General features: G+C 61.9%; 20 protein-coding genes. All 20 read right to left on the bottom strand.

What is annotated here, in order from left to right; translation table 11 throughout:
- Window positions 1-60 precede the first annotated feature (60 nt).
- Window positions 61-1,341 (bottom strand): DUF3084 domain-containing protein, encoded by a 1,281-nt coding sequence (locus MITSMUL_RS06290; RefSeq protein ID WP_005841009.1) that lies wholly within the window; start codon window positions 1,339-1,341, stop codon window positions 61-63.
- Between the two features lie 57 nt (window positions 1,342-1,398).
- On the bottom strand, window positions 1,399-2,493 hold the full coding sequence (locus MITSMUL_RS06285; RefSeq protein ID WP_005841008.1) for an LptF/LptG family permease: 1,095 nt from the start codon (window positions 2,491-2,493) through the stop codon (window positions 1,399-1,401).
- 14 nt (window positions 2,494-2,507) lie between these two features.
- Complete coding sequence (gene lptB, locus MITSMUL_RS06280) at window positions 2,508-3,227, bottom strand: LPS export ABC transporter ATP-binding protein (protein ID WP_040635951.1); 720 nt, start codon at window positions 3,225-3,227, stop codon at window positions 2,508-2,510.
- A gap of 60 nt (window positions 3,228-3,287) precedes the next feature.
- Window positions 3,288-3,977 (bottom strand): LptA/OstA family protein, encoded by a 690-nt coding sequence (locus tag MITSMUL_RS06275; protein ID WP_005841004.1) that lies wholly within the window; start codon window positions 3,975-3,977, stop codon window positions 3,288-3,290.
- Entirely contained in the window at window positions 3,974-4,537 is a 564-nt protein-coding gene (lptC, locus tag MITSMUL_RS06270) for an LPS export ABC transporter periplasmic protein LptC (RefSeq protein WP_005841002.1), read from the bottom strand. The genes MITSMUL_RS06275 and lptC overlap by 4 nt, the downstream gene beginning before the upstream one ends.
- The gene (locus tag MITSMUL_RS06265) at window positions 4,534-5,448 is read right to left on the bottom strand and encodes a lysophospholipid acyltransferase family protein (RefSeq protein WP_005841001.1); all 915 of its coding nucleotides are present in this window, start codon (window positions 5,446-5,448) and stop codon (window positions 4,534-4,536) included. The genes lptC and MITSMUL_RS06265 overlap by 4 nt, the downstream gene beginning before the upstream one ends.
- 30 nt (window positions 5,449-5,478) lie before the next feature.
- Window positions 5,479-6,039, bottom strand: coding sequence for a KdsC family phosphatase (locus MITSMUL_RS06260; protein WP_005840999.1), 561 nt, complete (start codon window positions 6,037-6,039; stop codon window positions 5,479-5,481).
- Window position 6,040: 1 nt separating this feature from the next.
- Complete coding sequence (locus MITSMUL_RS06255; protein WP_005840996.1) at window positions 6,041-7,012, bottom strand: KpsF/GutQ family sugar-phosphate isomerase; 972 nt, start codon at window positions 7,010-7,012, stop codon at window positions 6,041-6,043.
- 12 nt (window positions 7,013-7,024) lie between these two features.
- Complete coding sequence (gene kdsA / locus MITSMUL_RS06250; protein ID WP_005840994.1) at window positions 7,025-7,849, bottom strand: 3-deoxy-8-phosphooctulonate synthase; 825 nt, start codon at window positions 7,847-7,849, stop codon at window positions 7,025-7,027.
- 72 nt (window positions 7,850-7,921) lie between these two features.
- Window positions 7,922-8,656 carry a 3-deoxy-manno-octulosonate cytidylyltransferase gene (gene kdsB / locus MITSMUL_RS06245; protein WP_040635630.1) on the bottom strand — a complete coding sequence of 245 codons (735 nt, stop codon included), beginning with the start codon at window positions 8,654-8,656 and terminating at the stop codon, window positions 7,922-7,924.
- Between the two features lie 53 nt (window positions 8,657-8,709).
- Window positions 8,710-11,196, bottom strand: a complete 2,487-nt coding sequence (gene lpxK, locus MITSMUL_RS06240) for a tetraacyldisaccharide 4'-kinase (protein WP_005840990.1) — start codon at window positions 11,194-11,196, stop codon at window positions 8,710-8,712.
- 14 nt (window positions 11,197-11,210) lie between these two features.
- Window positions 11,211-12,941 carry a lipid A export permease/ATP-binding protein MsbA gene (msbA, locus tag MITSMUL_RS06235; protein WP_005840989.1) on the bottom strand — a complete coding sequence of 577 codons (1,731 nt, stop codon included), beginning with the start codon at window positions 12,939-12,941 and terminating at the stop codon, window positions 11,211-11,213.
- Between the two features lies 1 nt (window position 12,942).
- Window positions 12,943-14,091 carry a lipid-A-disaccharide synthase gene (gene lpxB / locus MITSMUL_RS06230; protein WP_005840988.1) on the bottom strand — a complete coding sequence of 383 codons (1,149 nt, stop codon included), beginning with the start codon at window positions 14,089-14,091 and terminating at the stop codon, window positions 12,943-12,945.
- A gap of 95 nt (window positions 14,092-14,186) precedes the next feature.
- Window positions 14,187-14,990 carry an LpxI family protein gene (locus tag MITSMUL_RS06225; RefSeq protein WP_040635628.1) on the bottom strand — a complete coding sequence of 268 codons (804 nt, stop codon included), beginning with the start codon at window positions 14,988-14,990 and terminating at the stop codon, window positions 14,187-14,189.
- Window positions 14,991-15,039: 49 nt separating this feature from the next.
- Window positions 15,040-15,852 carry an acyl-ACP--UDP-N-acetylglucosamine O-acyltransferase gene (gene lpxA / locus MITSMUL_RS06220; RefSeq protein ID WP_005840983.1) on the bottom strand — a complete coding sequence of 271 codons (813 nt, stop codon included), beginning with the start codon at window positions 15,850-15,852 and terminating at the stop codon, window positions 15,040-15,042.
- A gap of 176 nt (window positions 15,853-16,028) precedes the next feature.
- Window positions 16,029-16,469, bottom strand: a complete 441-nt coding sequence (gene fabZ, locus MITSMUL_RS06215; RefSeq protein ID WP_005840981.1) for a 3-hydroxyacyl-ACP dehydratase FabZ — start codon at window positions 16,467-16,469, stop codon at window positions 16,029-16,031.
- 51 nt (window positions 16,470-16,520) lie between these two features.
- Window positions 16,521-17,357 carry a UDP-3-O-acyl-N-acetylglucosamine deacetylase gene (gene lpxC / locus MITSMUL_RS06210; protein WP_040635626.1) on the bottom strand — a complete coding sequence of 279 codons (837 nt, stop codon included), beginning with the start codon at window positions 17,355-17,357 and terminating at the stop codon, window positions 16,521-16,523.
- A gap of 71 nt (window positions 17,358-17,428) precedes the next feature.
- Window positions 17,429-18,295 (bottom strand): lysophospholipid acyltransferase family protein, encoded by an 867-nt coding sequence (locus tag MITSMUL_RS06205; RefSeq protein ID WP_005840977.1) that lies wholly within the window; start codon window positions 18,293-18,295, stop codon window positions 17,429-17,431.
- A 65-nt stretch (window positions 18,296-18,360) separates the two neighbouring features.
- Entirely contained in the window at window positions 18,361-19,380 is a 1,020-nt protein-coding gene (gene lpxD / locus MITSMUL_RS06200; RefSeq protein ID WP_005840976.1) for a UDP-3-O-(3-hydroxymyristoyl)glucosamine N-acyltransferase, read from the bottom strand.
- 14 nt (window positions 19,381-19,394) lie between these two features.
- On the bottom strand, window positions 19,395-19,832 hold the full coding sequence (locus MITSMUL_RS06195; protein ID WP_005840975.1) for an OmpH/Skp family outer membrane protein: 438 nt from the start codon (window positions 19,830-19,832) through the stop codon (window positions 19,395-19,397).
- Window positions 19,833-19,844: the final 12 nt, after the last annotated feature.

Below are 19,844 nucleotides of genomic sequence, written 5' to 3'. Positions count from 1 at the left end.
CCAGATGACGACAGCAAAAGGGCCCTGCTCAAGGCTGTTGGCCTGGCAGAGCCCTGCGTATCACGGCTGGTCTGGCAGCTGTTCTTCTTTGATGATCAGGCGTAGCGGTCCGAGCGCGTCCGTATCCCCCCTCGCATAGGCGGAGAGCACGACCGTGCCGTGTACGCCGTTGATGGCGTTGACTACTTCGTAGAACTGCGCGCCGTCCATGACGCCGATCGACCCGCGAATCGGGTCCGGCAGGATGCCCTTAGCCGATGCTGCCGCATTGACTTCCTTGAGGAAGCCCATGACAGCCTGCTCGGCTTCGCCATTGCCGACGCCCTTGAGCGCAATCGGGCGCGCGAGGATGAACTCGCGGTCCTTGTAAATGACGCGGTTCTTGTAGAGCTCGAGCGAGGCTCTGACTTCCTCACCGCGCACGAGGTTGCCGGCGGCCACGATGCGCACGACCATGTCCTGCGGGCTGCTCGCGATGGCCTGCACGGCCGAATTGTACTCGGGCTTGTAGATCCAGACGTCCTTATCCGAGACGTCCTGGCCGAGCCGCGTCGAGACGTTGCGGCTCGCGAGCTGTGCCAGCGACTGGAGGTCCTTATCGACCTCTGCCGCCGGACGATTGCCGCGGATGACGCCGCTCGCGATGACCTCACCGGCGCGGAAGACGATGTCGCCCTCGCGGATCGTCATGATGCCGTTGCGCAGATCCTGGTTGCGCTTCTCGAGGTCCTTGTTGTCCGAAGTCAGGCTCGCGTTCTTGCCCGTGAGCTCCGCGTTCTTGCCGGTCAGCAAGGAGTTCTGGCCCTGCAGCGAGGAGTTGGCCGAAGAAAGCTCGCTGTTCTGCGCCCCGAGCTGGTCGTTCTGCGCGACGAGCACATCGTTGCGCTGCATGAGCTCTGCTTTCGCGAGCTCTAAGAGGCGGTTGCCCTCCTGCAGGCGCTGCGACTCTGCCTCGAGCTCCTGCTGCTGTGCCTTGAGCGTCTCAACGTCCTTGCGCGACTGGTCGAGCGCATCATTGGCTTCCTGCTGCTGCTGCTGCGCTGTCTGCAGGTCGGCCGTGGCCTGATTGAGGTCCGCCTGCGTCGTCTTCATCTTCTGGTTGAGCTTCTCCATGCCGAAGAGCGCCGTGCGCACATTCTGCGAAGCCGCCGCCATGACGCCGAACGTCAGGGTCGTGATGCAGACGCCCGTGAAGATCGTCACGATGATAGATGTATGACGAGGGCGCAGGCCGAAGATGGAGAGCTTCTTCTTGCCCACCTTCGAGCCCAGGCGGTCGCCGATGAAGGCAATGGCTCCGCCCGTGATGATGAGTACGACGATTAGTAGGACACCATACATCCTGTATCTACCACCTTTCCTTCTTTCTTGATTCCTGTCCTTAGATTCTCGCTGCCATCAGCGCGAGGCCCTGCGTATGAGGATGAAGCCCGCGATGAGCCCGACAATGTTCGGGATCCAGACGGCAATGATCGGTGCGACAGCACCGCTGCGCGCCAGAGCGTTGCCCATCGTCATCAGCGCGTAGTAGAAGAAGATGATGATGACGCTCATCGCGAAGCCCGCTGAAGAGCTGTTGCGCGTCGGTTGCAGGCCGAGCGGCACGCCGATGAGCGCGAAGATCAGGCTGGCCATCGGCACGGTGATGCGCTGGTAGAGCTCCGCCTCGAGCTTGTTCGTATCGACGTACTGCGTCTTCATGATGTTGATCTGCGCGCGCAGTTCCTTCATCGTGAGCTCCTCTGGGTCCTTCTGCTCGCGCACGATCTGCTTCGGATTTGCCTTAATCGGCAGGACCTGCGTGTCAAAGCGCATGCTGTGCTCGCTCTGGCCCTCCGAGATGTCGTAGAGCATGCCGTTGTGCATGATCCACTTGTCCATGCTGTACTCGGCGTACTCCGCGTTCTCGACGTGGCTGACCTTGCCGTCCTGGTTGAAGTCCTGCATGGTCACGCCCTGCAGGGTCTGCGTGTCGCCGTCGTAGCGACGCGCGTAGACGAGGCGCTGGATCTTGCCGTCCTGGATGTCCTTGAGGATGATGTGCTCCTGCGACTTCATGCCGTTATTGCCCTGGATCTCGTAGTAGACCACATTGCGGTAGGCCGTATTGGCCCACGGCACGACGTACTCGTTGAAGGCGATTGCACCGATGCTGACGAGAAAGCCCATGATGACGGCCGGCGCGGCGATGCGGTAAAAACCGATGCCACACGACTTCATGGCCGTAATCTCGCTCGAGCTCGAGAGACGTCCGAACGTCAGGAGCGTCGCGAGCAGCATGGACATCGGGAACGTCCACATGATGACCGACGGCAGGCCGAAGACGAAGACCTTGATGACGGCCGAGAGCGATGCGCCGTAATCCGTGATGTACTTGGCAATCTTGAAGAGCGTACCCGAACCGATGAAGACAGCAGAGAATGCGCAGATGCCGAAGATGAAGGCCTTGAAGACCTCCCGGAATATGTATTTGTCTAAGATTCTGATATGCATTTGCTGAGTCTCCGTTACAGTGTGAAATTGTCGCCGAGGTAGAACTTCTTGGCGATCGGGCTGTTCGCGATGGTCTGGCTGTCGCCCTCGAGGAGGATCTTGCCGCTGTTGAGGATGTAGGCCCGATCGACGATCTGCAGCGTCTCGCGGACATTGTGATCGGTGATCAGGATGCCCATGCCGCGCTCCTTGAGGTACTGGACGATCTCCTGGATGTCGGCGACGGCCAGCGGGTCGACGCCGGCGAACGGCTCGTCGAGCAGGATGAACTGCGGCTCGAGCGCCAGGCAGCGCGCGATCTCCACGCGGCGGCGCTCGCCGCCCGAGAGCTCCGTACCCTTGCGCTCGCGCACGTGGCCGATGTGGAACTCCTCGAGCAGTTCCTCGAACTTGTCCTTCTGTTCGGCCTTCGAGAGTTTCGTCGTCTCGAGGATGGCCATGATGTTCTCCTCGACGGTGAGCTTGCGGAAGATCGAGGCCTCCTGCGTGAGGTAGCTGATGCCGAGCGCCGCCCGGTGGTACATCGGCTCGTCCGTGATGTTGACGTCCGAGAGGAACACCTCGCCGGACGTCGGGCGCTCGAGCCCCACGATCATGTAGAACGTCGTCGTCTTGCCCGCGCCATTCGGCCCGAGTAGTCCGACGATCTCTCCCTTGTCCACACGCAGAGAAACGCGGTCGACGACCGTGCGCTTCTTGAATGTCTTTACCAGATTCCTTGCCTCGATATGCAAAATCGTGCCCTCCAACATATCCTCTGCCGCAGCTGCGGCAGCCTCGCTCAACCTATCACTTTATTGTACCTTAGCGGACCCGTCATCGGCAAGATAAATCGTCATGCGGTTGCTGCGCATCGTGTTATTCTCCTGTACGGCCCAGGCATTGCCCGTGATGACGGCCTTGCCCTGTTCCTTGCCGTAGTAGTCCATCTGATCGCCGCCGGCTTCCATCGCGCGCGACGGGCTCACGACGTGTGCATTGCCCTCGCCGATGTAATGCTCATCCTTGAGCCAGCCGTAGATGCGGTCCGCCGTGAAGGTATCGTCGCCGCTCGTGAGCTGGCCGCCGCGGTCGATGACGATGTAGTCGTTCTGCTGCGGGAAGTAGTCGACCTGCTCACCCGAGAAGGTCTTGTCGTCGCGCGTCCCGTGGACGTTGCCCGTGGCCATCATGTGCTCCTGGCCGTCCGACATCAGGTAGTCGCAGGTCAGGCGCGTGCCCTGATAGACGGCGATGACATTGCCCTCAACCGTCGCGGCCTGCGTCTTCGAGTTGTAGGTCGCGCGGTTGCCGGTGACGTGCGAGTCGCCGCGCGTCAGGAGCACGTAGCCCGTGGCCGTAGCCTCGCCCGTGCGCATATCGTATTCGAGCGTATCAGCATCGAGCGATGCCGGCACGCTCTCTGCGGCGTAGATCGTGCCCATGTGCAGGGACAGGATGGCTGCAGCCGCTGCGAGCACGCCCTTCATCTTCTTGTTGTTCATTGTTGTTCTGCCCCCTCCATGAGTTTCTCGATATGTGCTTTGCCAGAAATCTTGACCTTGTTGAAGCCGTCGGTGCTGTCGATGCGCTCGCCCCAGGCGCGGATCGTGTCATTCGACACCTTGGCCTGGCCGATGGCAGAGAGCATGCCCTGCTCTGCTGTCCATAAGAGCTGGTCGCTCGTCAATGTCGCACCGTCGCTCGTCGTGATCTTGACGTTGCCGTCGATCTGGATGTCCTTCGTCTCATTGTCATACGAGCCGTGATCTGCCGTGACTTCGGCCGAGCGGCCGTCCTTCTGGTAGAAATGGCCCGTGATGCCTGTCATCTCCGCATTGCGGGAGTCGATGTCGACCTCGAGGTGGTCCGCCGTGAGATCCCAGATCTTGACGCCGTCCTTCTCCTCGCTGATCGTGTTGTTGTCGTACGACATGATGCGCGGCTGATCGTCATCTGAGTGGTCGATCTTCGGCGCCTCTGGCACCGTGCGCACCGCCCAGATGACCACACAGGCAAAGAACAGGATGCCGAGTGCGACTAATGTCTTCTGCTTGCCATTCATTTCTGCTGCTCCTGCCCCCTTACCGTGTGATGCTTGCCCGTCTTCTGCTGCTCCGGCTTCGTGTTCCAGCGCTTCTGGAACCAGAGCCACTGCGTCGGGTTGTCGCGGATGATCTGCTCGACGACCTTCGTCATGCGGGCCGTGAAGTCGAAGAGATCCTTGTCCGTGTCCCCCGTATCATGATAGCGCATGACCTCGCCGACGACAACCTTGTGCTTGCCGTTCGGCTGGCGCAGGATGAACGCAGGGATGACGGGCGAATTGAACTTGCGCGCAAAGACCGCCGGGCCCATCGGCGTCGCCGCAATGCGGCCGAGGAACGGCAGGAAGGCGCCGCCCGGGCCCGCATCCTGATCGACGAGGAAGCCGAGAATCTTGCCGCTCTTGAGTGCCCTTGCCGCCGCGATGAGCTCGCTCGTGCCGCGCGAGAAGATCTCGACGTGGATGGTCTTGCGCAGATCGTTGAGCGCGTACGTGTACTGCATGTTCGGCTGCGGCTTGGCGATGGCCGTGACGGGCAGGCCGTTCAAGGTGAAGGCGGCCGACAGCCACTCCCACGTGCCGATATGGCCCGTGACGATGGCAACGCCGTGGCCCTCTGCCAGCGCGTCCGTCAGGCGCTCGAGATGGTCGATCTCGATATACTCGCCGAAGTTCTTCTCATTGAGATGCGGCATGTAGAGGATTTCCAAGACATTGCGGGCAAGGTTGATGAAGGACAGCCGCACGAGGTGGCGGGCCTCCGGCTCCTCGATGCCGAGCGCCGGCATCATCTGCGATACGGCGCGTTCGCGCTCCTTCTTGATCAGGAGATAGTAGAGATTGCCGAGCACCCAGCCGACAGCCATCAGCAGCCGGTACGGCGTGTGGCAGGCCACTTTGCTCAAGAACATCACGAGTTTATACTGCATGAAAAAATGCCTCCAATGTCTTTCTGATTCTTACTGGGCAAGGCCTTCCATGCTCTTCTTCGCCTGGAAACCTGCAACTAAGTCTTCCCACTTGCCCTGCGCCTTGAGGATGAACTCGATGAGCTGGCGCACGGCACCGTGCCCGCCCGGATAGTCCGACTGCAGGACAGCCACCTCACGCACTTCCTGCACGGCGTCGGCGACGGCAGCGGGGAAGCCGACCTGCCCCATGATGGGCAGGTCGACGAGGTCGTCGCCGAAGTAGGCGATCTCCTCATCCGCGAGGCCGAGCTTTGCCTTGAGGTCCGCGTAGGCCGCGCGCTTGTCGAGATTGCCCTGGTAGACCTCCGTGATGTGGAGCTCCTTGGCGCGGTAGCGCAGGTGTTCCGACTCGCGCCCCGTGATGATGGCCGTCTTGAGCCCCGCGCGGTGCGCGAGTGTGATGCCGAGGCCGTCGCGGCAGAAGAACGGCTTGAAGAGCTCGCCGTCAGGACCGATGTAGATGCCGCCGTCTGTCAGGACGCCGTCAACATCAAAGATGATGAGCCGCACGCGCTCCGCGCGGCGGATTGCTTCTGCTGTGAATTCCATATCAGACCACTCCCTGGCGCAAGAGGTCGGTCAGATGGACGATGCCGACCGGGACGCCCTTCTCGTCGATGACTGGCAGGACCGTGACCGGGCGCGGCTTGTGCTTCTCCATGACGGAGAGCGCAGCCGCCGCCATCTGCTGCGGCGCAATCGTCAACGGCTCCGTGAACATGATCTTCTCCACGGCCTCGTCGAGGAACTTGTAGTCCTTCGCGAGCGCGCGGCGGATGATGCCATCGGTGATGAGCCCGACGAACTTGCCCTCGTCGTCGACGACGGAGACAGCGCCGAGGCCCTTGTCCGTCATGACGAACAACGCATCCTTGACCGTCTTGCCGCAGTGGATCAGCGGGTTGTCCTTGCCCGTGTGCATGACATTCTCGACCTTCAGCAGCAGGCGGCGGCCAAGCGCGCCGCCCGGATGGAACATCGCAAAGTCCTGGCTCGTGAAGTTGCGCTCCGACATCAAGGCCATGGCGATGGCATCGCCCATGGCGAGCGTCGCCGTCGTGCTGGCCGTCGGGGCGAGCCCTAGAGGGCACGCCTCGCGCTCCACGCTGATGTCGATGAAGTAGTCGCAGAACTTGCCGAGCTGCGACTCGCGGCGGCCGCTCATCGCGATGATCGTCGCGCCGATGCGGCGGATGATCGGCAGGATGTTGACGATCTCCGTCGACTCACCGCTGTTGGAGATAGCGATGACGACGTCGTTCTCCGTCACCATGCCGAGGTCGCCGTGGAACGCCTCAGCCGGATGCAGGAAAAAAGACGGCGTGCCGGTGCTCGCGAGCGTCGCCGCGATCTTGCGGCCGACGTGGCCGGACTTGCCCATGCCGGTGACGACGACGCGCGCCGGGCACTTCAGGATGCAGTTGACAGCCGCGACGAACTCGTCGCCGATGCGATCCTTGAGTGCGAGGACGGCCTTGCCCTCGATGTCCAGGGTCTCGATTGCTCTCTCTTTGATACTCACGCTAGTTCCTCCTCATGCCTGACGGTGGACGATCTTGTGGATGGCCAGGGCGTCCGTCAGCAGGCCCTCGAGCTTGTCGAGGTAGACCATGTTGGCGCCGTCCGACAGCGCTTCCTCCGGATTGTCGTGGACTTCGAGGAAGAGCGCGTCGATGCCGGCGCCGGCCGCTGCGCGCACGAGGTACTCGACGTACTCGCGGTTGCCCGAGGACGTCGTGCCGTTGCCGCCCGGCAGCTGCACGCTGTGCGTGCCGTCAAAGACAACCGGATAGCCGAGGCTGCGCATGATCGGCAGGCTGCGCATGTCGACGACGAGGTTGTGGTAGCCGAACGAAGCACCGCGCTCCGTCAGCAGCATCTGCTCGCAGCCGCACTCGTGCAGCTTGTCGACGACGTTGCGCATGTCCTCCGGCGCGAGGAACTGGCCCTTCTTGACGTTGACGACGCGGCCCGTCTGGGCAGCGGCGTGCAGGAGGTCCGTCTGGCGGCAGAGGAATGCCGGGATCTGCAGGATGTCGGCCACCTTGGCGACGGGCTCTGCCTGCGTCGTCTCGTGGATGTCCGTCACGATGGGCACATCGAGCGTCTCCTTGATCTCCTGCAGCATCTCGAGGCCTTTCTTGAGGCCTGGGCCACGGAAGCTATGATAGGACGAGCGGTTTGCTTTATCGAAAGAAGCCTTGAACACGTAGTTGATGCCGAGACGGCCGCAGATTTCCTTGATCGTGCGCCCGATCAGCAGGCAGCGGTCCATGCCCTCGAGGACACAGGGGCCTGCGAGCAACGTGAGGGGCTCTCCCTCACCGATCATGAAATTTCCAACCTTGACCTTATTCATGCGTTTCACCTTCCACTTTCTGTATCTATCACTATCCAACTGCCATCCATAAGGATTCGATACGAGCAGGGCTTATCCCTGCATCATCTGGCGGTAGATTGCGTTGACCTTCGCGAGGTCCTCTGCTGTGTCGACGCCGACGAAGCGGTACGGCGTCTTGATGACCCTGATGCGGTAGCCGTTCTCGAGCGCGCGCAGCTGTTCGAGGCTCTCGGCGTGCTCCAAGGGCGTCTCTGCCATCTTCGCGTAGGCGAGCAGGAAGTCGCGCTTGTAGGCGTAGATGCCGATGTGCTTGTAGACCGGCGTGCCCGGATGGCGCGGGTATGGCATCAGCGAGCGCGAGAAGTAGAGCGCATAGCCCTGCTTGTCCATGACGACCTTGACGTTGTTGGGATTCTGCTGCTCAGCCTCATCCGTGATCTCGGTGCAGACCGTCGCCATCTGCAGGTCCGCATCGCCATCGAAGGCAGCGGCCAGCTCGTCGATGAGCTTCGGCTCGATGAGCGGCTCATCCCCCTGGACATTGATGATGAGGTCGACATCGGGATACTTCTCGGCGACCTCGGCGAGGCGGTCCGTGCCCGTCGGGTGGTCCTTGCGCGTCATGACAGCCTCGCCGCCGTGCTGCAGGACGGCATCGTAGATGCGGCTGTCGTCCGTCGCGACGATGGCGGCCGCCACGCGCGAGGCCTTGGCCGCGCGCTCATAGACGCGGCAGATCATGGGTTTGCCGGCAATGTCCTTGAGCGGCTTGCCGGGCAGGCGCGTCGATGCGTAGCGCGCCGGGATGACACAGAGAACATTCATGGGTTTCCTGTCCTTCATGGGTTTCCTGTCCTTTCTCTATAACTAAGCAGGGATCAGTGGCCGAAGCGCTCAGCGAGGCGCTTCTGCAGCATCTCAGAAAGGCCTTCGCTGCCCTTCTGGAAGTTGACCTCCACGCAGATGACGTAAATCGGGATGGACCACTTCTCGCGAGCCACATCCGCCGGGATCTTGACGGCGTCCTTCTCCGTGATGACGATGGCCTCCGCGCCGGCGTTCTCCGCCTGCTGGAAGATATCCGTCATCTCGGACATCGCGTAGTCATGATGGTCCGGATAGCGCAGGCTCTCGATGATCACCGCGCCGATGTCCGAGATCGTCTGCTCGAACGAGGCCGGGTTGCCGATGGCCGAAACGGCCATGATGCGCTTGCCGCGCATCTTCGCGATATCGATGCCCTGGCTCGCGATGTTGACATACCACTCCGTCAGTGGGATGAAGCAGCGCGGCTGGTGGATGCTCTCGACGATGCGCGCATCCGGATTGTAGCGGTGCACCGTCTCGCGGATGTAGTCACAGGAGCCGGCCGCCGCCTGGTCGACCTTCGTCATCAGGCAGATGTCGGCGCGGCTGATATGCGAGATCGGCTCGCGCAGCGTGCCGCGCGGCAGGATGTAGCCGTTGCCGAAGACGTTCACCGCGTCGACGAGCAGGATGTCGAGGTCGCGCTCGAGCTGCCAGTGCTGGTAGCCGTCATCGAGGATGGCGACCTCCGCGCCGAAGTGCTCCATCGCGTAGCAGCCCGTCTTGGCGCGCTCCGCGCCGATGAGCACGGGGACCTCCGGCAGGTGCTTGGCGAGCATGTAGGCCTCGTCGCCGGCCTCCGCCGCATCCATGTGCAGGCGCTTGCCATCGGAGACAATGCCAACCTCGCCGTGCCACTTGGCGCGGTAGCCGCGGTTGAGGATGACGACGCGGTAGCCCATGTCGCGGATGTCGCGCGCGAGGCGCTGCGCCGTCGGCGTCTTACCCGTACCGCCAACCGTCACGTTGCCGAGGCTGATGACGAAGCAGTCGAGCTTCGCCTTCTTGAAGATGCCGCACCGGTAACCGGCCAGCTTGATGTTGACGAGCATTCCGTAGATCAGCGAGAAGACGTAGAGGATGCCCATGATGATGTTCGGGAAGAATCCATCCACTTCTTTACTATGGACAAGGTCGATGAAATAGGTCTGGAAGTTCGTGATCTTCTGGGTGGAGCGCACGTGGTGCCGGTTCTCCGGGCTGCTCTCGTAGGCGTCGAGCATCTGGTGGAGCAGGACGGCCGACTTGCGCGAAGCGCCCTTGTTCTCGCGCACGATGGCGCGCGTCTCCTCCTCCATGCGATGGCGGTGCTCCGGCTCGTCGAAGAGGCGCGTGACCTCCGTCGCCAGTTCCTCGCCGTTCTTCACCGTCAGGCAGGCGTCGCGGTTCTTGAAGAGCGCGTACGTGTCCTTGAAGTTGAACATGTGCGAGCCGACGATGATGGCCTTGCCGTGTGCAGCTGGCTCGAGGATGTTGTGACCGCCGTGCGGCACGAGGCTGCCGCCGACGAAGACGACGTCGCCGATGCTGTAGACTTTGCCGAGCTCGCCGATCGTATCGAGGATGACGATGTCCTCACCCTGCGGCGTCTCGTGCTGGAGCTTCGTGCGCGTCGTGACTGTGAAACCGGCCTTGCGGCAGAGGTGCACGACCTCCGTCGTGCGCAGGAGCTCGCGCGGTGCGATGACGAGGCGCGCGTGCGGATGCGTCTTGCGCACGGCCTTGAAGGCCTGCAGCACGGGCTCCTCCTCACCGCGGTGCGTCGAGCCCGCGAGGAAGATACCGTCGTTCTCGGTGAGCCCCATCTCCTCGATGATGCGCTGCTTCTCCTCGGGGCTAACGTCCGTGTACGTCTGGTCGAACTTCGTGTTGCCCGTGACCGTCACGAGCTCCTTCGGTGCGCCGAGGCGCATGATGTACTCCGCATCAATAGGCGACTGCATCGCGAAGAGCTTGACCGTCCCGATCATGTCGCGCAACAGGCTGTGCAAGTGCTTGTACTGCTTGACGCTCTTGTCGCTGATGCGGCCGTTGACCATCATGACCGGCACGTGGATCTTGCGCGCCGTGCGCAGGAAGTTCGGCCAGAGCTCTGTCTCGACCGGCAGGAAGACGCGCGGCCGGATGCGGCGCAGCACGTGGCCGGCAAGCCACGGCAGGTCGAGCGGGAAGTAGATGATGGCGTCGGCATCCTTGATGATGCGGTTGGCCATCTCGTAGCCGCTCGTCGTGACGACGGAGACGAGGATCGGGCTCTTCGGGAACTCCCTGCGGAACTCCTTGATCAGCGGACTCGTCGCGACGATCTCGCCGACGGAAGCCGCGTGCACCCAGATGCAGTCCTTCTTCTCCACCTTGTCGAGGGCGTGCTCGGGGAAGAAGCCCAGACTCTGCCGGATGCGTTCGACAAAGCCTTTCTCACGCACCGAGCGGACCATGAACATCGGGATGATCAGGACCACGATGATGATGCCCGCTATATTATACAGTAGTTGCATATCCTCTTCCCTTTCTAAGCGTTTTTCTTGTTGAACTGGATGTTGTAGAGATAGCTGTAGAGGCCGCCGAGCTTGAGCAGCTCTTCATGCGTGCCGTGCTCCTTGATGTGGCCGTTGTCGATGACGTAGATCTGGTCGGCGTTAAAGATGGTCGAGAGGCGGTGCGCGATGACGAACGATGTCCGGCCGACCATGAGCTTGTCGAGGGCCGCCTGCACGATCTTCTCGCTCTCCGTGTCGAGCGCGGAGGTCGCCTCATCGAGGATCAGGATCTGCGGGTTCTTGAGGATGGCGCGCGCAATGGCCATGCGCTGGCGCTGGCCGCCCGAGAGGTTGAGGCCGCGCTCACCGATCTTCGTGTCGTAGCCGTTCGGCAGCTCGCGGATGAAGCCGTCGGCGTTGGCGGCCTTGGCCGCCTGCTCGACTTCCTCGTCCGTCGCGTCGAGGCGGCCGTAACGGATGTTCTCGCGCACCGTCGTCGAGAAGAGCATCGTCTCCTGCGGCACGATGCCGATCTGCTCGCGCAGCGACGCGACCGTGACGTCGCGGATGTCGAAGCCATCGATGGAAATACTGCCCGAGGTGACTTCATAGAAGCGCGGGATCAGGTTGGCGATCGTCGACTTGCCGGCGCCGCTCGGGCCGACGAAGGCGATCATCTGGCCGGGCTTCACTTCGAGGCTGACGTCCGACAGAGCCGGCACGCCCTTCTTGTACTCGAAGGAAACATGGTCGAAGACGACGTGGCCCTTGACCTTCGGCAGTTCCTTGGCATCCGGCTTGTCCGCAATCGTCTCCTTGAGGTCGATGACGGCGAAGACGCGGTCGACGGCCGCCATCGCGCGCTGCAGGTTGCCGTAGACGCGCGAGAGGCGCTTGACCGGGTTGGCCAGGTTGACGGCGTACGTCAGGAAGGCGACAAGTGCGCCGGCCGTCAGCTGCTCGTTGACGACCTCGTAGCCGCCGAACCAGATGATGACCGTGACCGAGATGGCCGCAAGGAACTCGACCGAAGGCGTCAGGAGGCTCGTGAGCTGGACGTTCTTCATCGCCGCCTGGAAGTTGAGCTCGTTCTGGCGGCAGAAGCGCTTGATCTCGTAGTTCTCGCGCACGAAGGACTTGACGACGCGGATGGACGAGACGCTCTCCTGCAGAAGAGAAGTGATGTCAGCCATGCGCTCCTGGATGACCGTGCCGTTGCGCTTGATCTTGCGGCCGAAGATCTTCATGGCCTGGCCGACGAGCGGGATGATGACGAGCGTCAGGATGGAGAGCTTCCAGTCCAGCACGATCATCATGACGAGCGAACCGATGAGGATGGATCCCTCCGTGACCATCTCGATGAGCTGGTCGACGAGAGCCGACTGGATGGCCGCCACATCGTTCGTGATGTAGCTCATGACCTCGCCTGTCTGATGGCGGTCGAAGTAGGCCATCGGCATGCGCTGGAACTTGCGGAACATGACCTCGCGCACATCGATGATGACCTTCTGGCCGATGAAGGAGACGAGGTACGACTGCCCGTAGTAGAAGATGCCGCGCAAGAGGAAGACGACGACGATGCCGACGCAGATGAGGTTGAGCATCACCATGTCCTTCTCAGCCAGCACCTTATCGATCATGTCCTTGATGATCCATGGCAGGTAGAGGTTGGCCGCCGCCGCCATGATGATGCAGATGATGGCCAGTATGAGCTGCTTGACATATGGCCGCATGTATTGGAGCAGCCGCTTGTAATTCTTCATGTTATTCTCCTGAATGTCGTTTGTCGTGCGCCGCCTCTAGGATCTTGGCCGCCACGCGGCCCGCCGCGCCCGGTGGACCGAGTCGCTGGCAGGCTTCTTGGAGCTTGGCACGCGTCTTCTCGCGCGCCGCCTCGCCGCGGTAGAGGCGCGCGAGCGCATCGGCGATGCGATGGGGCTCGACCTCGTCCTGCAGGAGCTCCGGCTGGATGGTCTCACCGAGCAAGATGTTCGGCAGGGTGAAGTGCTCGACGTGGACGAGCGCGCGCCCGATCATGTAGTTGAGCGGAGCCAGGCGGTAGAGCGAGACGCACGGCAGCCCCATCAGGGCCGCTTCCATGACGACCGTCCCCGAAGCCGCCGCCGCCACATCGGCAAGGCCCATGAGCGCATAGCGGTTCTCGTGCGTGAGCTTTACCTCTACGCCATGCTCCGCCACGAGCTGCTCGATGAGCGGCTCGTACGAGGCGGCCGCCACGGGCAGGAAGAACTTCGTCCCGGGGCGCTTTGCCGCGAGCAGCTTCGCCGCCTCGAGCATGGCCGGCAGGAGCATCGTGATCTCCTGGCGACGGCTGCCCGGCATCAACAGCACGGCGTGGTCCTCCGGCGCGATGCCGAAGAACGCGCGCGCCTCTTTTTCCGGAAGCTCCGCCTTGACCGTGTCGACGAGCGGGTTCCCGAGGAATGAGATGTTGGCGCCAGCCGCCTCGTAGACGGGCAGCTCGTGCGGGAAGATCGCGACGAAGGTGTCGGCGAGAGCCGCGCACTTCTTCGCCCGTCCCTTGCGCCAGGCCCAGGCCGACGGTGGGATGTACGAGAATACCGGGATGCCGATCTTCTTGGCGCGCTTCGCGAGGCGCCAGTTGAAGTCCGGGTAGTCGATGAGCACCAGGAGGTCCGGCCGCTCCTTCTCCATGTAGGCCGTCAGGTCGTCGAGCAGCTTCAGGATGCGCCGGAGGTTCTTGATGACCTCCCAGACGCCCATGACATTGTAGTCTGCGAAATTGCGGAAGAGCCTGACGCCCGCGCGCTCCATGCGCGCTCCGCCGAAGCCGATGAGCTCGGTATCGGGCGCCTGCTCGCGTATGGCGCGCGCGAGGCGCTCCCCGTGCAGGTCGCCCGACACCTCGCCGGCTGACAGCATGATCTTCATCCACACACCTCCTCAGGATCGCATCTCATAAGAAAAGCCGAAAAGACGCGAGGGTACCAGCATTCTTGGTTCCGCCGCGTCTCACAATCACACGCTTACAGGGCTGCAATCGTTATGTTGTTGGCCTCTGCCAGGGCAAGCATCTCCTCGCGCTCGACGAGGAGCGTCTTATCTGCTTCGATGGCCAGAGCCGTCGCCCCGACATCCACCATGCTCTGGATCGTGGCCAGGCCTACGGTCGGCACGTCGAAGCGGTCATCCTGCTGCGGCTTGGCGACCTTGGCCACGACAGCGCCGCCGCGCGCGAGCTCGCCGCCGCGGTGGATGCAGGCATCTGTGCCCTCGATGGCCTCGAGCGCCATGACCGCCATGTTCTTGACGACGGCCGTCTGGCCGACATCGAGGCGGCCGATCTCCTTGGCCATGCGGAAGCCGAATTCCATGTCCTTGCGCTCCTCGGCCGTCGGCTCGCGCTTCGTGATGACGCCGCGGTGCGGCATCAGGCGGCGGATGAGTGCCGTCTGGTCAAAGGCCTGGATGCCGGCCTTGGCGAGTTCACGCACGAACATCATCATGATCGTGTCGTCCTTGCGGTCCGGCAGCTCCATGATGAGCTTCATCATGCGCGCATCCGGCTGGACCTTGCCCGAGAACAGCAGCTCCTTCGTGACCTTGCCGATCATCGTGACCTTGCTGACCTGATGTTCCTTGAGGTAGTTCAGCACATCATCAAGATGCGCAATGCTGATGAACTGGCAGTCCGCCGTGCATTCCTTGAGCTCTGCATCCGTCTCCGGCAGCAGGGCGACGGCATAGACCTCATAACCGAGGAGCTTTGCCGCTCTCGCACACTCGACTGGCAGTTTGCCGGCACCGGCCAGCAGTCCGATTCTTTCCATAACGATTCCCCCGATATTTCTCAAAGCTTCTGGCCGATTCCCGACCGTCTCAGTCGCGCTCTCTGCGCTCACGGCAGATGCCGCGCTCTGCATTGCGCAGGAAGCGCAGGAAGTGCTCGACCTCCTCGCAGGAATCGACTTCCTGCTCGATGACGGCAATCGCCTGCTGCAGGCTCAGGCCCGACCGATAGAGGAGCTTGTATGCTTTCTTGATATTGCGGCGCGCATCGAGCTTGATGCCGGCGCGCGAGATGCCGACGGCATTGAGGCCGACGACCTTGGCCGGCTGCCCGTCGACGATCGTGTACGGCACGACGTCCTGCGTGAGCTTCGACATGCCGCCGACCATCGCGTTGCGGCCGATCTTGACGAACTGATGAACGCCAGCCATGCCGCCGATGACCGCGCGGTCCTCGACGATGGCGTGGCCTGCGAGGCTCGCGAGGTTCGACATGATGACGTGGTTGCCGACGACGCAGTTATGCGCGACATGCGTCAGTGCCATGAGCAGGCAGTCGTTGCCGACGCGCGTCTCCTCGCCCTCACCCGTCGCGCGATGGATCGTAGCGCCCTCGCGGATCGTCGTGCGGTCACCGATGATCGTGTAGCTCTTCTCGCCCTTGAACTTGAGGTCCTGCGGCTCTTCGCCGATGGAAGCCCCCTGGAAGATGCGGCAGTCCTTGCCGATCTGGGTCCAGCCGTGGATGACGACATGCGGGCCGATCTTCGTGCCCTCGCCGATCTCGACGTTCTCGCCGATGACCGAGTAAGGCCCGATCTCGACGTTCTCCGCAATCTTCGCACCAGGTGCGACGACAGCTGTTTCATGTATATTTGCAGTGACCTTGTTGTCCGTATTCATCTGCTCCAACTCCTTAACCTTCCTCCAAAGCCGGTCTTTCCGGCCAGTTTGCTCTGTCCTTTTTTATATACTCCTGAATACCCTCATCATTCTTGTATCTCATTTGACTGCAAATCTGGGCGTTTTACGAGTTGAACAAAGACTACATGCGATTAGGCAATTGATACAGGCTGAAATCAAAGATCTTCGCCCTTTTTCAATGCAAACTTGAAGTCTGCCGAAGCGGCGAGTTCGCCGTCGACATAGCCATCGCAGTGGAGCAGGCCGAAGTCACCGCGCGTGCGGACGAGCTGTGCCTTCGTGACGAGCTGGTCGCCCGGCACGACCTGACGCTTGAACTTGACGTGTTCCATGCCGCCGAACAGCGCGATCTTGCCGCGGTGCTCCTCCGGATACAGCATGGCGACGCCGCCGACCTGTGCCATTGCCTCGAGGATCAGCACGCCCGGCATGATTGGATGGCCCGGGAAGTGGCCCAGGAAGTGCGGCTCATTCATCGTGACGTTCTTGATGCCCGTGGCCGACTTAAACGGCTCGAGCTCGATGATGCGGTCGACGAGCAGCATCGGCGGACGATGCGGTAAAATCTTCTGGATGTCGTTGATATCTAATACCATGATTTCTCCCTCTTCCTCTTAAACGTTGTCAGGATAGTTTCTTACGAGTTCTCATTGATGCACAAAGGCAGCGGCAATCTGCTTTGCCAGTTGCGTGTTGAGCGCGTGGCCGGAGGCCACGGCGATCACGTGGCCGCGGATGATGCCGGCAAGACGCAGGTCGCCGATGACGTCGAGGATCTTGTGGCGCACGAGTTCATCCTCAAAGTGGAGCGGATTGAGCCAGCCCTCGTCGTTGTAGACGATGACGTTCTCAAGTGAGCCGCCGAGGCCGAGTCCTATCTCGCGCAGCGCCTGGATCTCCTCCTCGTACGCGATCGTGCGAGCCGGAGCGATCTCCTTGTGGTAGACCGCCTCATCGACGTGGAAGTCCTCGTACTGGACGCCGATGAGCTTGTGCGGATTCAGGGACGTGAAGCTCACGCGGAAGCCGTCGTACGGCAGGACCATGACGAAGCGGCCCGTCTTCTCATCATCGATGCGGTAGACCTTGTCGATGACGATCTCTTTGCGGTCCTTCGCCTGCTCCACGATGCCGGCCTTCGCCATGAGCTCGAAGAAAACGAGCGAGGCTCCGTCCGCCACCGGCGGCTCTTCCGAATCGAGCTCGACGTAGGCATTGTCGATGCGGTGCGCGTGGAACGCGCTCATCAGGTGCTCGATCGTGAACACCTTGTTGCCGTTCTCCTCCACCGTCGTCGCGCGCAATGTCGACGTGACATTCTGGGCCTTCGCGTGGATCTGCGGCTCACCGGAGAGATCCTTGCGCACGAAGACGATGCCCGTGTCCTCTGGCGCCGGCTTCAGCGTTGCATGGACCTCACGGCCGGAATGCAGCCCGATGCCCGTATAAGAGACTTCTGTCTTCAATGTTCTCTGTTTCTGCAAAATCATACCCCCTGCCGTAATATGCCTTACTCTATTGTACAAAACAATGGTCCACGATGCAAGTCAGCCGATTATTCTTCCCGCATAGACTTCCAGCGGTCGTGCAGCCAGAACCATTCCTCGGGGTAGCGGCGCACGTGAACCTCGATGCACTTCGTCAGGATCTGCGTCGTCCTGCGGATGTCCTCGCGCTTGTCCTTTGTCTTCTCGACGAAAACAGGATCCTGCACGATCAGCGTGTGGAAGCCGTGCTCATCGCGATGCATGAACGCGGGGAAGATCGGCACGCCCTGGAAGCGCGCCATCGAGGCAGCGCCCGGCACGCAGTTCGTCGGCTTGCCGAAGAAGTCGAGCACGATGCCGCTGCGGCGGTTCGTGTCCTGATCCATGATGAGGCCGATGGCCCAGCCCTTCTGCAGCATGTCGAACATCTCGCGCACGCCGCTCTTGTAGGTGATGTGCATGCCGATGAGCGTGCGGTACTCGTTGATGAAGCGGTCGGCGCCCGTCGACTTCTGCTTCATCGCGACGCCGACGAGCGGGATGCCGGCCTGCGCGAAAGCGCCGCCCATGAGCTCCCAGTTGCCGCTGTGTGCCGCCGCGATGATGCAGCCCTTGCCGAGCGCGAGACCGCGCTCGAGCTTGTCGAGGCCCTCGATGCGCACGTAATCGCCGATGTGCTTGCGGATGATTGGGAAGCGCAGGACCTCCATGAGCATCGGGCCGAAGCGGACACTGCTGGCCTTCGCGAGGCGCTCGGCCTCCTTCTCGTCGACGCCGAGGCACATCATGATCTGGTCCTTCGCGAGCTTCTTGCGCCGCTTCGGCACGAGTGGCCAGGCGAGCGCTCCGAGGGCCCGGCCGATGACCTCACAGACGCCGCGCGGCAGCAGGCAGCAGATCTTGCTCAGCGCCTTCAACAGATAGTATGACAACATCGTTTTCCCCTCTTTCAGCAAGAAAGCCTTCCCTGTTCCGGAAGGCTTTCATCGCGCCATGCGCGTTATTTCGACTCGTACTTGGCCAGCTTCTTCTCGAGCTGGCGGAATTTCTTGTACATCTCCGGCAGGTGCTTCATCGAAGCCTGCATGCGCAGCCACTCCGCATGGCTCTGGACGGGGAAGCCCGCGCAGAAGACGCCTTCCGGCATGTCGCCGATGATGCCGGAGCGCGCAGCGTAGACAGAGTTGGCGCCAATCTTGATGTGGCCGACCGTGCCGACCTGGCCGCCGAACGTGACATTGTGGCCGACCGTCGTCGAGCCCGAGATGCCCGTCTGTGCGACGATCAGGCAGTTCGGCCCGATCTTGCAGTTGTGGCCGATGTGGACGAGGTTGTCGATCTTCGTGCCGTGGCCGATGACCGTCGAGCCCATGGCCGCACGGTCGATGCCGTCGTGTGCGCCGATCTCGACATCGTCCTCGAGGACGACGTTGCCGACCTGCGGCACCTTCGTGTGCACGCCCTCGTGCGTCGTGAAGCCGAAGCCGTCCGAACCGATGACAGCCGAGCAGTGGATGACGCAACGCTTGCCGACGTGGCAGTGCTCGCGGACTGTCGCACTCGAGTAGATGACCGTATCGTCCTCGATCTCGGCGTACTGGCCGATGTACGTGTGCGGGTAGAGCGTCACGCGGTCACCGATGACGGCATGGTCGTCGACGACGGCGAACGGCATGATGACGACATCCTTGCCGAGCTTGACGTCTTTGCCGATGTGGGCCTGCTCGCTGACGCCCTTGGGGAACTGGAGCTTCGGCGTGAAGAGCTCTAAGAGGCGTGCAAACGCCGCGCGCGGCTCCTCGACGTAGAGTGCCGTCTTCGGGAAGTCCGCGACGCCCTCCGGCAGCATGACGGCTGCCGCGCGGCATGCCTTGGCCTCTTCGATGTGCGGGTCCACGGCGAAGGTCAGGTCGTGCTCGCCAGCGCCCTCGATGTTGTCGAGGCCGCTGATGACGATCGAGGCATCCCCCTCGACGCGGCCGCCCACGTATTCTGCGATTTCCTGCAAGGTCTTTTTCATGTCACATCACATCCTTACTGCAGCTTGGCGATGACGTCATCCGTCACATCGACGCAGCCCATCAGTGCCGTCGGCTGTTCCTTCTCGCTATCCACGACGACATCGAGCTTCTTCTCCTTCGCGATGTCCTGCAGCGCAGCGCTGACCTTCTGCTGCAGCTGCATCTGGTACGACTGGTTGAGGCTGGCCATCTTGCGCTGTGCCTCGGCCTGCGTCTTCTGCGCGTCCTCCTGGCTCATGTCCGGGTTGTCCTGCAGCGACTTCTGCGCCTCTTCGCGCGCCTCATTGATCTTCTGGTTGCCCTCATCGACGAGGGATTTGACCTGCGGGGCCTCCTGCATGACGCGGGAGCCTTCGATATAACCGATCTTGACCTGACCGCAACCGCTCATGAGCATCGTTGCCGCAAAAGCAGCTGCCAGGAGTCCAACGGATTTCTTACGTAATTTCATGTTGATGATTCG

Origin of the sequence: Mitsuokella multacida DSM 20544 (assembly GCF_000155955.1) — a bacterium.
Taxonomy (GTDB): Bacteria; Bacillota; Negativicutes; order Selenomonadales; family Selenomonadaceae; genus Mitsuokella; species Mitsuokella multacida.
This window is presented reverse-complemented; position numbering and strand designations above follow the sequence as displayed.

Excerpts from the sequence above, each read along its gene's own strand:
- MITSMUL_RS06290 (WP_005841009.1), bottom strand. The coding sequence starts at position 1,341 with ATGTATGGTGTCCTACTAATCGTCGTACTCATCATCACGGGCGGAGCC.
- MITSMUL_RS06285 (WP_005841008.1), bottom strand. The coding sequence starts at position 2,493 with ATGCATATCAGAATCTTAGACAAATACATATTCCGGGAGGTCTTCAAG.
- MITSMUL_RS06275 (WP_005841004.1), bottom strand. The coding sequence starts at position 3,977 with ATGAACAACAAGAAGATGAAGGGCGTGCTCGCAGCGGCTGCAGCCATC.
- lptC (WP_005841002.1), bottom strand. The coding sequence starts at position 4,537 with ATGAATGGCAAGCAGAAGACATTAGTCGCACTCGGCATCCTGTTCTTT.
- MITSMUL_RS06265 (WP_005841001.1), bottom strand. The coding sequence starts at position 5,448 with ATGCAGTATAAACTCGTGATGTTCTTGAGCAAAGTGGCCTGCCACACG.
- MITSMUL_RS06260 (WP_005840999.1), bottom strand. The coding sequence starts at position 6,039 with ATGGAATTCACAGCAGAAGCAATCCGCCGCGCGGAGCGCGTGCGGCTC.
- kdsA (WP_005840994.1), bottom strand. The coding sequence starts at position 7,849 with ATGAATAAGGTCAAGGTTGGAAATTTCATGATCGGTGAGGGAGAGCCC.
- kdsB (WP_040635630.1), bottom strand. The coding sequence starts at position 8,656 with ATGAATGTTCTCTGTGTCATCCCGGCGCGCTACGCATCGACGCGCCTG.
- lpxK (WP_005840990.1), bottom strand. The coding sequence starts at position 11,196 with ATGCAACTACTGTATAATATAGCGGGCATCATCATCGTGGTCCTGATC.
- msbA (WP_005840989.1), bottom strand. The coding sequence starts at position 12,941 with ATGAAGAATTACAAGCGGCTGCTCCAATACATGCGGCCATATGTCAAG.
- lpxB (WP_005840988.1), bottom strand. The coding sequence starts at position 14,091 with ATGAAGATCATGCTGTCAGCCGGCGAGGTGTCGGGCGACCTGCACGGG.
- MITSMUL_RS06225 (WP_040635628.1), bottom strand. The coding sequence starts at position 14,990 with ATGGAAAGAATCGGACTGCTGGCCGGTGCCGGCAAACTGCCAGTCGAG.
- lpxA (WP_005840983.1), bottom strand. The coding sequence starts at position 15,852 with ATGAATACGGACAACAAGGTCACTGCAAATATACATGAAACAGCTGTC.
- fabZ (WP_005840981.1), bottom strand. The coding sequence starts at position 16,469 with ATGGTATTAGATATCAACGACATCCAGAAGATTTTACCGCATCGTCCG.
- MITSMUL_RS06205 (WP_005840977.1), bottom strand. The coding sequence starts at position 18,295 with ATGTTGTCATACTATCTGTTGAAGGCGCTGAGCAAGATCTGCTGCCTG.
- lpxD (WP_005840976.1), bottom strand. The coding sequence starts at position 19,380 with ATGAAAAAGACCTTGCAGGAAATCGCAGAATACGTGGGCGGCCGCGTC.
- MITSMUL_RS06195 (WP_005840975.1), bottom strand. The coding sequence starts at position 19,832 with ATGAAATTACGTAAGAAATCCGTTGGACTCCTGGCAGCTGCTTTTGCG.